The sequence below is a fragment of the Elusimicrobiota bacterium genome, assembly GCA_016788905.1.
In the GTDB taxonomy this organism is placed as follows: Bacteria; Elusimicrobiota; Elusimicrobia; order FEN-1173; family FEN-1173; genus JADKHR01.
The window spans coordinates 86,941-100,621 of record JAEURZ010000004.1; the positions used below are offsets into that span (position 1 = coordinate 86,941).

The following is a 13,681-nucleotide window of genomic DNA, read 5'->3' on the forward strand; positions in this document are numbered from 1 at the left end:
AAAGCCATGGGTCTTTCCCCGGACGAAGTGGTCTCGTTTGAGGCCAAACCCGATCCAAAAAGACAACAGGCCGTTATCGCCATTGGCCTAGGAATTCTGCTCCTCCTGGGTGGATTTTTATATCAAAAATTTTCCACGGTCACGTTAGGGGAAAATGAAACCGGCTTTCCGATCCTGGTGGATGGAAAATGGGGGTTTATAAACGCGAAAGGAAAAAATGTTGTTTTGCCTCGTTTCGATGCCGCGGAGCGAATCTCCGGAGGAATGGCCGCGGTCATGGTTGATAACGAATGGGGATACATCAATTGACGGGGAGAGAACATTATTCCTCCACGTTACGGTCGGGCAGGGATGTTTCATGAAGGGGTGGCGTTGGCCCGGTTGATCTCCGGCTATTGGGAAATCATCAATACGAAGGGAGAAGTGATCGGAACGACCGCGTTGGATCCGATCGGAAGGAATGGGGGTACAGAAGTGGCCACTTTTCATGACGGACGGGCTTTAGTTGAAAACCTTCAAGGTAAAAAAGTTTTTATCAACACCAGTGGGACCATTGTGGGCGGAATGTTTGATGAGGCGTTCCCTTTTTCGGAAGGGGTGGCGTTGGTGAAGAAACCGGGCCTTTCTGTTTGGTCTTTTATTGGTCCGGACGGATCCTTCTTTATGCCCTACTCCTTTTTGCGCGCGTCGTCTTTTTCGGAAGGGGTGGCGGCGGCGGAAAGAATTGAGGGACGAAACGATCCAGGGATGGGTTTTATTAATAAATCCGGGGAGTATGTGTTGCGACCCCACTATCGGGAGGCGCGACCTTTTTCCAATGGGTTGGCCTGGGTGGTCACTCCGGAGGGGACTTGCGCGGCTGTCGATCGAGTGGGATGAATGGTTTTTCAGGTGGATTGCGCGGAAGAACGGGGTGATTTCTCCGATCGTCTGGCGTGGATTTTAATAGGAACCATAAACAAGTATGGTGTCCTCGATTTGGATGGCACTTTAATTTTGAGGCCCGCTTTTTCGACACCCCCATCCTTTGTGGGGGGATTGGCGTTCGTTTCCATTTTCGATAAGAAACATGGTTCCGCCGGGTATGTGGATAAATGGGGAAATTATGTTTGGAAAATTTCCTTTGATGATGTCAAAACCATCGTTAAAAAGGAAAAGGACGGGGATCGAAAGTTGAAAGCCTGTTTTATAGGACGGGAATTGCTGGTGGGGGCGAATAAAGTGTATTCGAAATAATTCAACAGTACAAACTGAATAAAAAATTTACCCTCCGCGATTTCCTTTCGTATTGACAAGTCGGGATTGGATTCGTTTCTTTTCGTAATCCAGAAGACCGGCGTAGAGGGCGTCCGCCAATTTTTGGTGGAAGCGCGCGGACCGAAGAAGGCCTTCTTCTTTGGGATGAGTGATAAACGCCGATTCGACCAATATGGCGGGCATGGACGTTCCTCGGAGGACATAGAAGCCCGCTTGTTTCACTCCCCGATTGAGCATCGAAAGCCGTTGGGCCACTTGAAGTGTGATGTGTCCCGCAATGGCGGAAGAATCGTTCATGTGTTCGTTTCGCGCCAGAGACCAGAGTAACCCTTCCAATTCATGCCGGGCTTTTCCCGCAATTCCTTCCAGTTCCACCACCGCGTTTTCGCGACGAGCCACCGCGGCCGCATCGTCGTCAGACGCCTTCTCTGAAAGGAAGAATACTTCAAACCCATGAGCGTCTGATTTGAGTCCGGCGTTGCAATGGAGTGAAATAAAAAGGTCTGCTTTCGCTTTATTGGCGATGGAAGATCTTTCCTGAAGAGTGAGAAATCGATCGTCGGTTCGCGTAAGAATTACTTTAAATCGACCCTCATTATTAAGAACTTTGGCGAGGGCGAGAGCGATTTGTAAGTTCGCCTCTTTCTCAAGCGTTCCGTGGGGCCCCACGGCGCCCGCGTCTTTGCCGCCATGACCTGCGTCGATCACGATGGTGCGCAAAGGGGAAAGGGCGAGATAGGGCGCATCGATGTCCGATCGAGGGCGAGCCCGGGCAGGAGGGGCCAACACGGTTTCGGTCGTGGAGGGCGGGGAGAGGGGTTGGGGTCGTGGAAGGTGTTTTTGTACCGGGATGGGGGTGGGTGAAAAGGGTCCGTTCTCTCGGGCCACTTCAATCACGAGGGTACGGGGTGATTCTTCTAAATAAATGCTGGGGTCAGCGGTCCCTGAGGCCACGGTGATAATAAGATCGGTGGTCCGTGAGCGAGGGGCGACCTCAACAGCTTGAATGGCCCCATCATTAATCGATATTTTTTCCCATTCTTTGGCTCGCCCCCCATACAACCGAATGGTAATCGCTTCCTGACGTTTGGCCAAGACATGGTAGTTCACGTGTGGCCCGATATCCACAGAAACACGGGCACTGCTCGGGTAAGAATAAAACCGAGGCGAAGAGACTTCGGGGGAAGGATCCACCGTGAGATTCCTGCGGGCGGGGTCCCATTGGACCACGGAAGCCACAAGATTTTGAAATTCCGGTGTGATCAAGAGTGAGGCAGGAAGATAGACCTCATCCCCCCACGCGCGGACCGCGGGCGTCATTAAAATGTTTTTTCCCGCCACCACAGCTGTGGAAAGATCCAGGCCAAATTCGGCCCTTTGTCCTTGGGAGTGATAGACCACGCGCCGAGAAACCCGTTTCCATTGAACGCGCCCTCCAAAGATCTTTTTGATCGTTCGAAGGGAAATCATGGGTTCTTCATCCACCTGGAGCACTTGAACCCCTTCCTTGATTTTTCCATCCACAACGGTGTTGACCTTTTCTGCCGGCCAAGGAGCCCGCTTTCCTTGCGCCAAAAGGGGAAGACCCACACACCCCAGAAGAAGAGCCACTGAAATCATTTTGAACCCAGACTTAACGACGGGTGCGAACATCGAGAAGAAGGAGACCGTTAATTTTTCAACAAAAAGCGGAAAAGCGATGCCGGTGGAGAGGCCTTTATCTAATCCCGGGTCTGACTGGGAATTCCCAGTGATCGGGGGGGGTAGCGGAGAACGATCTCTGTGGGTGGTGATTTGCGCGGGCTGCAATATCAACAAAGGGGTGTTCCTCCCGAAACCAGGTTCGTTAAAAAATTCACGGGAGCAGACAGTGGGCTCCCCCGTCAGGATTATAAAATTTCGAGGGCCACTTCGGGAGAATGAATCCGCTCAAGCTTTTTTTCTTTTCAACTTAAAAAAACGGACCAACCTTTGACGCGACAATCCGGAGAGAACTTGACCCGTCACCAAAATCTGGTGGTTAAGCTTTGGGTGACGCAGAAGGTCCATCAGGGACCCCCCGGCACCCGCCTTGGGATCCGATGCCGCATAGACCACCCGTTTTACGCGAGCCAAAACCAGCGCCCCCGCGCACATGGGACAGGGTTCGAGAGTCGTGTAAAGAGTCGCCTCCGTTAGGCGCTCCCGCTTGAGGTGTGTTCCGGCCGACCTGAGAGCCAAAATTTCCGCGTGAGCCGTTGGGTCGCACCGTTCGCGAATTCGGTTTCGCCCTTTAGCAATCACACGGCCCCGATGAACCACCACCGCTCCCACAGGAACTTCGTCCGCTGCGGCCGCCAAACGGGCTTCTTCCAAAGCCAGCCGCATATATTTTGTATCAAACCTAAATTTCCCATCCAGACTGCGGGATGAAACCAATACTCCGGGATTATTTCTATCTGTAATTCCATTAATATTAAAAGTCTTGCGTTTTTTTTGGCGAGTTGTTTTCATTTTATTTCAGGAGCATTTTGATCAGCGGATAAATAGTTGAACCAACAAAGATTAGAAAAAACATAAGAAGCCCCACCATGGCCCAACCCAGCCAGCGGGAATAGGTGTCTTTTCCTTTTTGGTCCTCCAGGGGAGGAAACGTTCGAAGGGGAGCTCCTCCTGCCGGATTTCGGACACTGGTCCAGAAATTGATATCACCGTCTGAAGGTGAAAGGGTGTTTGCGGGGCGATATTTCACCTTTTCCCCCACTTGGCGGAGTTGGTCCATGAGTGCGGGTGTGACGGGGTTTGTTTGCACATGCTTAAGAAGAGTTCGTATTTCTGGTGGAAGACTGGGGTCATCGGAATGAAACACGTTGTTATCTATTCGAACAACAGAAACCTCATTTCCGGCCCCTCTCTCCGTTTTGAGTTCAGTACTGCGCTGGAGAGTGTGTCCTTCTTGGGCCGCCCACTGGGAGGCCACATTTTGATTGAACCCTTTTTGACGAACCTGTTCAAAAAGTCGCAAGAGGGGTGGCGGGAGATCCGCTTGATCGGAACGGTACGTTGTTCCATTCACCACAACAGTCAGTGGGGTTTCTTTTAAGGGAAGGGATTGTTCCATGAGCGGTTTAAAACAAGCCCAACAAAAAGTGCGATGGATCTCATTTGATTGGGAACAGTGTTCGCAGGATTTACCATTTTGGGTGGGCGGCAATAGAGTATGGACCGTTTCCCCAATTTCGAGATGAGAAAACCGGCCCATTTTTTTAATGGCATTTTGTAATTCACGAGGGAGCTTTTGTTTGCTTTCAATATGATCAAAACGATTGTTAAACATATGTTTATTAATACATGTTTGATGACGCAGGTCGAGCTCGAATTTTAGCCCACTGACGTATTTCATCGATGCCTTCCGCCATTGTTGTCGAAAGAGGGACCGTACACTCAATAGCTTCTTCAATGTCCTCTTGATTCAATTCTCTATTTTGAAAAAATGCGGTGTGCAAAGCTTCCACGATAACTTGCTCGAGCTCCGCGCCGGAAAAACCCTTTGTCCGCTGGGCCAGTGTCGCAATATTAAAGGAGGAGGGAATCCTCTTCTTCCTTTTGATGTGGATGGAAAGAATATCCAAACGCTCTTTTTCTGTCGGGAGATCGATAAAGAAAATTTCGTCTAACCGGCCTTTGCGAAGAAGTTCTGGCGGAAGCTGGTGGATATTATTGGCGGTTGCCGCAACAAAAACGGGCTTACGTTTCTCCTGAAGCCAGGTAAGAAACGTTGAAAATATTCGGCTGGTCGTACCGGCGTCCACAGAACCAGAGGATTGGCTGCCGGACAATCCCTTTTCAATTTCATCAAGCCAAAGGACACAGGGAGCAACCGACTCCGCTGTCTTAATGGCTTTTCGCATGTTTTCTTCCGATTGCCCAATGTATTGGCCAAAGATTGACCCCATGTCCAGGCGAAGCAAAGGAAGCTTCCAAAGACCACTAATGGCTTTACAAGTAAGGGACTTACCGCATCCCTGGACTCCCATCAGTAATATCCCTTTAGGTTCTGGAAGTCCGAAGTTACGTGCTTTTTCAGAAAAACCATTTCCTCTTTTAACAAGCCACTGCTTGAGTGTGTCAATTCCACCTATTTCTGAAAAAGATTCCTTAGCTTCAAAATACTCCAATTGGCGGGATTTTCGAATGATCTGCTGTGTTTCTTTTAAAAGGGTCTCTTCAATTTCTTCAACCGTGAAGGATGAACCGCCGACAATGGACCTGGCAATGGCGTTTTCAGCCTCAGAAAGGGTCATTCCAAGGGCGGCTTGAATGATTTTTTCCCTGTCGTCGGCGTTAAAATCGAACGATACTTTTCCTTTTGCTTGGGAAAGGGCATCGTCCACAAGGTTCGCCATTTCTTCAAAATCCGGAAGTTCATAGTCAATGACAGAAATGTCTTTTTCAATTTCAATTGGAATCGTAAGGACGGGGGAAAGAAGAATCACTGTCTTGTAACTGGATTTTAGTTCGTTCACAAGATCGCGAAGCCGGCGAACGATTTTGGCGTCATTGAGGTTGGGGTGGAAATCTTTAAGAACAAAGATCGCCTTATCACCCGATTTAGCAATATGGTCGAGGGCCTGAAGGGGGTCCAAAGCGATTTCTGTCCCCGCGAGTGGATATTCGGATATCCCCCTTGTCACAGACCATAGATAGAGATTCTTCCCTTGTCTTTGTGCCATTTTGGCTAGGAGAGATTCAGCCCGAGACTCCTCCCAGCTTACAAGGTATATGAGTGGGTAACGAGATCGAATCAAAATATCCAGTTCCGATTCTTGTTTAGAAAGAGGCTGATCGTTGGATAGACTTATTTCCATGGTCTAAGTTTCCTTTTAGGGTCTTCTTAACCCGGATTAATAATTGGGAACGAGGTCGGAAAAGTATCCATCATCGCTCCCCATGCAAATGTCTTGCAATAGATTAACCTGATCAATTCTATTCTTCGATTGTCCCAACATAAAATTGTTCCACGTGAAACAAAATAAGAAATATTTTTACCTGGATTTTAATTTAAACAAAGCACTTAACCCGAAATCCACAGTTGGATCGCGGGATTCGACGAAAAATCCGGACCTTTTTCTTTCCAAAAAAAGTTTGTCCGTAGCCCCCGCGACCGCGCTAGCGGAAGTACCGCGTGGGAGCGGCCTACGACCTGCACTTTTTTGTTCGTAAAAAAGCCCACTTTATTCATCTCGCATCAGCGGCTCTGCCGCCTCAGGTGCCAGGCTTTCTGAGCCTGGCCGGTCCTCGCGCCCAACTGAAGATTCCGGGTTAATAGGCGATAACATCATTTTTTTCTGAATAAACAATTGGCCCATGATAAATTGTTCTAATGCCTACCACAAAACCTGCTGTCAACTTTGTTTCACGTGGAACAAATAAAAACAAATTAAAACTGTTATTTGCTGTTTATTGTTCGTTTAAACCTAAGAGGCTCAAGTTTCTCGGCCTCTTCAAATTGGGTGTTGGCTTCAGAATAGCGCCCAAGTTTTTTCAAACGCATAGCCCATTCGAATCGAGCTTCTGCAAAACGGGGATCAATATTCAGGGCATTGATAAAAGCCTTTTCTGCCGCTGCCACTTGTCCCGAATCATTGAGAGCAATAGCCAAAGAAAGCTGAGCGTCTGGTGACCCAGGATTGAGATGCACCGATTTATTTGCCGCTACGAGCCCGGGCTTAAATTTCCCTTCTAGCATTAATGCACGGGAAAGAAGAGCATAGGGAAGGGAAAGGCTCGGATAGGACTCCATAACAATTCGAATCTCCGAAATGGCGTCTTGGTTGCGCTTTAAATCCAAAAATATTCTAGCCTTCATCAGGTGGGCAGCCGGATGATCTTTATAGGTTGCAATAGCTCGGTTGGCCCATTTAAGACTTTCTTCGGGATCATTCTTTAATCGAAACAAATCAACAAATTTTTCAATGGTTCCGAAATCTCCAGAATCGAGATTGATGGCACGTTCAAGATATTTTTCTGCTTCAGAATATCGATTTCCCATTCCAGCCAATATTGAGCGCACTTGAAAATAATAAATATGATGTCGCAACGCCATTTCTCGCCAACCTTGGAGTCGTTCGAGGTCCATAAATGTTTGTCCCGCCACGGGATGAGAAAGACCCCCGCCCAGAGGCAATAAATTTTCGCCTATTTTAGACAACAATCTTTCTGCCTCTTCCATTCTCCCGAATGATCCTAAATACACAATCCATGCTAAACCGGAATCGAACCGGCGATTATCCTCCAAATACAGGCGTTCCACGATTCTTGCCGCTTCCCTTCGCTCCCCTTTCTGATGAAGGATATTTGAAAGCAGAAGCTCAAGGCCTTCATCGGTCCCAAACGAAGGTCGGACCGATTCTAATAGATCAAACGAAGTTGTGAGGTCTCCCACATAGAGATAGGCACGAGCAACCTTAATTTTTAAGTTTTTGTCCTGGGGGGCAGAATTAAGCAAATTGTTGAATTGGGAGATGGCGTCAATGTATCTCCCCTGATTGAAAAAAAGATCCCCCGAAAGCTCCATTAAACGTAAATTATCCGGAAAAAGAAGAAGTCCATCGGTTAAATGGGAAGTGGCCTTCGCGTAATCCCGACGGTTAATAAAATGGCTGGCCAAGAGAACGTGAGACCGAATATCCTTCGGGTTAATTTTTTTAGCCTCTAGCAAGTGCTCCACACCAAATGAATCCATTCCTCGCATCAAATTTAATGCCCCAAGACCAATAGCTCCTTCGAAATTATTGGGGAACTTTTCACGTAACGTCCGGTATGTTTTTTCCGCAGGGTCAATGGTGCCCTTATTGATGTAGCTCTTGGCCAACATTTCCAAAAGTATTTCTTCCTCTGACGCAGGCCACTCTTTTTTTTCAAGGACTTTCACCAAAATCTCAACAGCCTTCCCGGGATTCCCCGCATCCAAAGCTCGTTGAGCCTTGGTCAAGGAGCCCGAACGAGACCACATCCAGAAGAAAAGGAACCCCACAACGACTAAAAAAACCGCGATCAGAAATCGATTCATTAATTTTGACATTATTTATAGATACGTTTTACCATGAGTATGACACAGTGTAACGTACAACACCTTCCCCGTCTTTTTCTATCGGAAGATTAAATTCGATGGTTTGGGAATCTTTCTTCACCCACTTTTGGGAAGAATCGGTCACACGCCAATTGGTCCACCGATAAAGGGGTTCCACGACCCGGACAGTCACAGCCTGTTCTTTATGGTTTCGAATTTTGATCTCGAATGTCTCTGTCATGGATTTCTTATCCGTAGAAACTTGATAATGAACGCGGGTCCGCTCGCCCACCACATCAAAAGCATTGCCCATCTTGACCCACACCAGCTCGTCTTTGGGTGTGTGGTCGATGGCGTCCTCACCAATAAACTCCAAAGCCCCATCCGAATCTTCCTTATAGACGCGAATCGTCCCTTTCGGCAAAGGGAGACCCAGATGATGTTCTTTGGAGTTTTTAAACTCAAGCATCACCCAAACTTTCTTTTCATCTGAGGACGCTCCATAGTTCGGATCGGTCCTCGAATAAACGTTATAATACCCTCCCGTGTCACCAGAAGCGTTGTATATGAACAGTTTTTTTACGGGCACGTCGCGACTGGCGGCCAATTCAATTTGTTTGGTTTCGTTGTTCATTAAAGTGGCCGGCCGCTGAAGGGTGTAAAGATGGTATTCAAAAAAACTCTTTTCCTGAAATTGGGGCTGAGTCATTTCCGCCCGTCGACTGATTAGGGCCCCTCCCATCAAAGAGGCGTAGGGGGGAGGTACCCGGTTCACATCACCGGCGACGAGCTTAATTTTCGCTTCCCGATAAGCCACACCCGATCCGTTCGTTAGGGTCACCCAAGCGTTTAAATCAAGCGTTTCTTCCGTCGGTGACAATTTCAAAACGTAATCGGATTTCCAGGAGAGACCGCCGGTCAAGTAGGCGATTTCACATTCCTGTTTCCCGGCCTTTTGAGCCGAAACCCGCCAGAGGAGCTGGGGTTTCGTCACAAACCCTTCGGGAAGTTCCGGGAGAACCACCCGGCCGTCCGGATTTAAATAAAGTTTTCCACCCACCTGGAGAACGCGCCCCCCGGTGTTCGACAGCAAAGTGCCCTTCAGCACTTCCCGACGGTCGTTACCTTCCTTGGAGAACCGCTCAATTTCAATTTCCCGGCCCAAATACTTTTCCAACAATTTACTTTCGTTGACCAGGTCATACTGAAAATTTTGTTCAAGGACACTAAGGGCAGAGGCATCCGTGAGAGATATAAAGTGAACGCTGGTGGGATCGATCCGGGCCGCCACCTCGTCCATGGTGACGGAACTCACTCCTTTTTCTAAATCGAAAACCCGTTTTTCACGGACCAATCCTAAATCATTATTATAAATGGTCACATCGGTCGCGTGGAGAATTCCGTGTGCGCCAAACCAAATGGAAAAAAGGATCAGAAACAATTTTTTCATGTGACCTCCATGTAAAGGACATCGCCTATTGAACTCAAAACAGGGCATTCCACCACACAAAAAGAATCTTCCTACAAGGGTCTTTTTTCTGGTATTCCTACACGCCTCGGATACTTAGTTGAAGTTTGACTTGTCTTTTCGATACAAATTACAATTCTCTCTTTATCAAGCCCAGGTAATCGATAAGAAAGAGAGGGCCGGTTACATCCTCCCAATTCACTGAGTGCTTTCCCAATCACCCCCACTTCTTCGGCCCCATCGTTCCCACGATGCAAGATGGCTTTTCCCCCAACTTTGAGAAACGGAAGCGTCAATTCCAAAACCATGGAAAGTCGACCCACAGCGCGGCAGAGGGCAAAGTCGTATTGTCCTCGGTGTTCCTCTTGGTGACCCAGTTCTTCAGCCCGACCACAAAGAGCGCTCGCGTTCGCCATCGGAACACTTTCCAACAAAGAGGAAACAGCCGTTTGTTTTTTCTTAATCGAGTCCAAGAGAGAAAACACCCATCCCGAGCGAGCCAAGGCCAAGGGAACCCCTGGAAATCCACCCCCCGTTCCTACGTCAATGACTCGAAACCCATCCCCCGCAGGAAACAACCGAAGGGCTTGCAAGGCGTCCACCACGTGAGCGCGCAGTTCCGATTCCGTTCCAAACGAAATAAGGTTGATGGATTGGTTAACGAGGGCAAGCGAATGGAGGTAAGATTCAATTTTGGGGAAAAAGTTTTCCGGGAGACTTAACCCCTCGAAAGCGATGGAAAATGCCGTCCAAGGAGGAGGGAGATCGGTCATCAACCCCTATCCCTCCACCCGTTCCCGCCGCCGACGTTCGAGGTGAACCAAGAGGACGCCAGCGTCCGCCGGGGTCACGCCCGGCACCCGCGCCGCTTGGCCAAGGGATTCAGGCCGAACCCGACTTAATTTCTGACGGGCTTCCGTCAGTAACCCATGAACCTTGCTGTAATCCAGGTCCGGCGGAATTTTCCGTGTTTCCAAGCGAAGGAATTTGGCGATTTCCGCCCGTTCCCGTTTCATGTATCCCCAGTAGACCCGCTCGATCTCCACCTGACGATGAACATGGGCCTCACCCCAAGGGTTCGGCCCGTTCCTGTGCCCGCCGGACGGCTCGGGACGATTCATGAGCTCCGGAGCGGGGAGATCCTCAAAAAAACCGGATTCCGCGTCCGCGGGCAGGGATTCCCGGGCGGCCTCCCAGAGCCGTCCGCGATACCCCAGGAAATGATCATACATTTGCGATGATAAAAGACCAACTCTTCGGCCATGATCCATCAGTCGCAAATCAGCGTTGTCCCACCGCAACCGCAAACGATATTCCGCTCGTGATGTCATCAACCGATAGGGCTCGTCCGTGCCTTTCGTCACCAAATCGTCAATCATGACCCCGATGTAGGCTTCGTCTCGTCCCAAGGTCAGAGGAGATTGTCCCCGCAAATAATGAACGGCGTTGATTCCCGCCATGAGGCCCTGCCCAGCGGCTTCCTCGTATCCCGTCGTCCCGTTAATCTGGCCCGCGAAAAAAAGGCCCCCCACTTCCTTCGTTTCAAGAGAAGGTTTTAGTTGGGTGGGCGGACAAAAATCATATTCCACAGCGTAGCCGTAGCGAATAAAACGGGCGTTCTCCAATCCGGGGACCGCTCGCACCACGCTTTCCTGCACATCTTCTGGCAAACTCGTCGAAAGCCCGTTCACGTAAACCTCGTCAGTGTTGTACCCTTCCGGTTCGATAAATACTTGGTGGTGATCGTGATGAGAAAATTTAACCACCTTGTCTTCAATAGAAGGACAATAACGAGGCCCGAGCCCCTGAATTCGTCCCGTGTAAAGGGGGGACCGATCCAAATTTTTCCGAATGGCCTCATGGGCTATTTCCGTGGTCCGCGTGAGCCAACAGGGCAACTGACGTTGCGGAAGGGAAGCGGTAAAATGACTCATGGGCGTCGGAGGGTCATCCCCGGGAGCCAACAAACATTTCGAGTAATCGATGGTCCGACCATCCAAACGGGGCGGTGTACCTGTTTTGAGCCGACCCACCTCAAACCCCACCGACCGCAAATAGTCCGACAAATGGGCCGATGGAGGTTCTCCCATTCTACCGCCAGGCGTGGTTTCAAAACCCCGATGCAATAACCCTTTCATAAAGGTCCCAGCCCCAACCACCACGGAACGGGAGCGAATCTCTCCGGCACGGGAAGTCCGAACACCGGCCACGCGCCCGGTCTCCATAAGAAGGCCCACAACTTCATCTTCCAAGACAGTTAGGTTCGGCTGACCCAATACCGTTTGTGTCATCACATCACGGTATAAAGACCGATCGCATTGAACCCGAGGACTCCAGACGGCAGGACCTTTTCCCCGGTTCAACATCTTAAATTGGAGTCCGGCCCGATCCGTGGCCCGGGCCATTTCGCCCCCCAAAGCGTCAATCTCCCGCACCACCTGTCCTTTCCCCACGCCACCGATGGCGGGGTTACAGGACATTTGCCCGATCTTGTTTTTATCCATCGTGATCAGAAGGGTGTCCACACCAAACCGCGCCCCAGCCAACGCCGCCTCAATGGATGCGTGTCCCGCACCAATAACAATAAGATCAGGCATAAACCCTTCCCCTAAAACAAAAAAACAGGGGACATGATTGACTCATTGACTTTCAACTTTCGTAAGTCAATTAAGCAAACATGTCCCCCTCGTTGTAAAGATCGGAAAGGGAGGGATTCGAACCCTCGGTATGGGTTTACCCCATACAGCGGATTAGCAGTCCACCGCCTTCAGCCACTCGGCCACCTTTCCAAAAAACATAAATCCGTCAGAATTAAACTGGTTCATTCTAGCACGGGAACAAGGGGGGCGCAACCAAAGACTAGGGGAGGTGAATTCAAGCGGCTATTGCACCAAGCCATGAATTGAAGACCTCGTTTGGAGTTTTGTATCCCAAGCATTTCATGGGTCTGTTGTTGATCCAGTCTTCTATGGCTTGAAGCTCTTTATCCGTCAAATCATCGAAGGATGTTTTCTTCGGAAGAAATCGTCGGACAAGTCCATTCCGATTTTCAATGGCCCCCTTTTCCCAGCTGTGATAGGGCTCGCAAAAGAAAGATAACAGTCCGGGAATATCCTGATTGAGAATGTAATGCTCTGAATTTTCCGTTCCGTTATCATACGTAATCGATCGTCGAAGATTCTTCGGCAACAGGGAGAATATACCAAAAAGAGCCGAACGATTTTCATTCGCCGTCTTATTGGGAATTCGTCGAAGGAATGTTTTCCGACTGACCCTCTCGACGGTGCCTTGAATGGCGAAACATCCTGTCCCGATGATGAGATCGGATTCCCAATGCCCCGACTCTATTCGATTATTCGCATCCTCCGATCGTTGATTCAACGGAATTCTCAGAGGAATACAAACTTTCTTCTTTCGACGAGGTCCCCGCGGCTTTCTCTGGCTATGATGACGTGTCAGATACTCGGCTAGATGAGGGGCTTCGGCGTAGATCCATTGGTAAATCGCTTCATGGCTGATCACTTTCCTTTGTGCCTCGAAGTTGATTCTTCCAGCGACCGTTTCAGGAGACCAGCCGCCCATAAGCATTTGTTCGACTTTGTGCTGTCGAACACGACCACCAAGGCGAAGCCGGCAATGACTTTCTTTTTGTCGCTCCTCCGCTTCTCTTTGGGCAGCATGGGGTCGGTAGCCCCCTTTTTTCTTGTTTTTGTTCCATTCACGAGATAACGTGGTATGGGAGCGCCCAAGAACCAATCCTATTTCACGCCATTTTTTATTTTGAGAACGGAGGATGGCGATCCGGTCACGTTCATCAGGTGTCAGTCGTTTGTAGGGTTTCATACCTGCCTATTTTAGCGCAGGTCTTCATATCTGCTTGGTGCAATGGCACTTTGAACTCACGG

General features: G+C 49.3%; 12 protein-coding genes and 1 tRNA gene. 3 read left to right on the forward strand and 10 right to left on the reverse strand.

What is annotated here, in order from left to right; translation table 11 throughout:
• Nucleotides 1-6 precede the first annotated feature (6 nt).
• From JNK54_02845 to JNK54_02855, 3 genes are read left to right on the forward strand one after another with little or no spacing between them, the layout of a single operon-like run.
• A complete protein-coding gene (locus JNK54_02845; protein ID MBL8023208.1) occupies nt 7-309 on the forward strand; it encodes a WG repeat-containing protein in 303 nt (100 codons plus the stop codon).
• A gap of 42 nt (nt 310-351) precedes the next feature.
• The gene (locus tag JNK54_02850) at nt 352-879 is read left to right on the forward strand and encodes a WG repeat-containing protein (protein MBL8023209.1); all 528 of its coding nucleotides are present in this window, start codon (nt 352-354) and stop codon (nt 877-879) included.
• Nucleotides 880-1,236 (forward strand): hypothetical protein, encoded by a 357-nt coding sequence (locus JNK54_02855; GenBank protein ID MBL8023210.1) that lies wholly within the window; start codon nt 880-882, stop codon nt 1,234-1,236.
• Nucleotides 1,237-1,263: 27 nt separating this feature from the next.
• Here JNK54_02855 and JNK54_02860 read toward each other — a convergent pair whose 3' ends face one another.
• From JNK54_02860 to JNK54_02905, 10 genes are all read right to left on the reverse strand, one after another.
• A complete protein-coding gene (locus tag JNK54_02860) occupies nt 1,264-2,868 on the reverse strand; it encodes an N-acetylmuramoyl-L-alanine amidase (GenBank protein ID MBL8023211.1) in 1,605 nt (534 codons plus the stop codon).
• A 318-nt stretch (nt 2,869-3,186) separates the two neighbouring features.
• Complete coding sequence (gene tadA, locus JNK54_02865) at nt 3,187-3,750, reverse strand: tRNA adenosine(34) deaminase TadA (protein ID MBL8023212.1); 564 nt, start codon at nt 3,748-3,750, stop codon at nt 3,187-3,189.
• 1 nt (nt 3,751) lies between these two features.
• Nucleotides 3,752-4,573, reverse strand: a complete 822-nt coding sequence (locus JNK54_02870) for a hypothetical protein (GenBank protein ID MBL8023213.1) — start codon at nt 4,571-4,573, stop codon at nt 3,752-3,754.
• Between the two features lie 7 nt (nt 4,574-4,580).
• A complete protein-coding gene (locus tag JNK54_02875; protein MBL8023214.1) occupies nt 4,581-6,104 on the reverse strand; it encodes an AAA family ATPase in 1,524 nt (507 codons plus the stop codon).
• Nucleotides 6,105-6,685: 581 nt separating this feature from the next.
• On the reverse strand, nt 6,686-8,308 hold the full coding sequence (locus JNK54_02880) for a tetratricopeptide repeat protein (protein ID MBL8023215.1): 1,623 nt from the start codon (nt 8,306-8,308) through the stop codon (nt 6,686-6,688).
• Nucleotides 8,309-8,336: 28 nt separating this feature from the next.
• Nucleotides 8,337-9,758 carry a DUF4139 domain-containing protein gene (locus JNK54_02885; protein MBL8023216.1) on the reverse strand — a complete coding sequence of 474 codons (1,422 nt, stop codon included), beginning with the start codon at nt 9,756-9,758 and terminating at the stop codon, nt 8,337-8,339.
• Nucleotides 9,759-9,829: 71 nt separating this feature from the next.
• Nucleotides 9,830-10,549 carry a 16S rRNA (guanine(527)-N(7))-methyltransferase RsmG gene (gene rsmG, locus JNK54_02890; protein MBL8023217.1) on the reverse strand — a complete coding sequence of 240 codons (720 nt, stop codon included), beginning with the start codon at nt 10,547-10,549 and terminating at the stop codon, nt 9,830-9,832.
• 6 nt (nt 10,550-10,555) lie between these two features.
• Nucleotides 10,556-12,373: a tRNA uridine-5-carboxymethylaminomethyl(34) synthesis enzyme MnmG gene (gene mnmG, locus JNK54_02895; GenBank protein MBL8023218.1), complete on the reverse strand. Its 1,818-nt coding sequence runs from the start codon at nt 12,371-12,373 to the stop codon at nt 10,556-10,558.
• A 102-nt stretch (nt 12,374-12,475) separates the two neighbouring features.
• Nucleotides 12,476-12,565 (reverse strand) — tRNA-Ser (locus JNK54_02900).
• 85 nt (nt 12,566-12,650) lie between these two features.
• Nucleotides 12,651-13,619 (reverse strand): IS30 family transposase, encoded by a 969-nt coding sequence (locus tag JNK54_02905; protein ID MBL8023219.1) that lies wholly within the window; start codon nt 13,617-13,619, stop codon nt 12,651-12,653.
• Nucleotides 13,620-13,681: the final 62 nt, after the last annotated feature.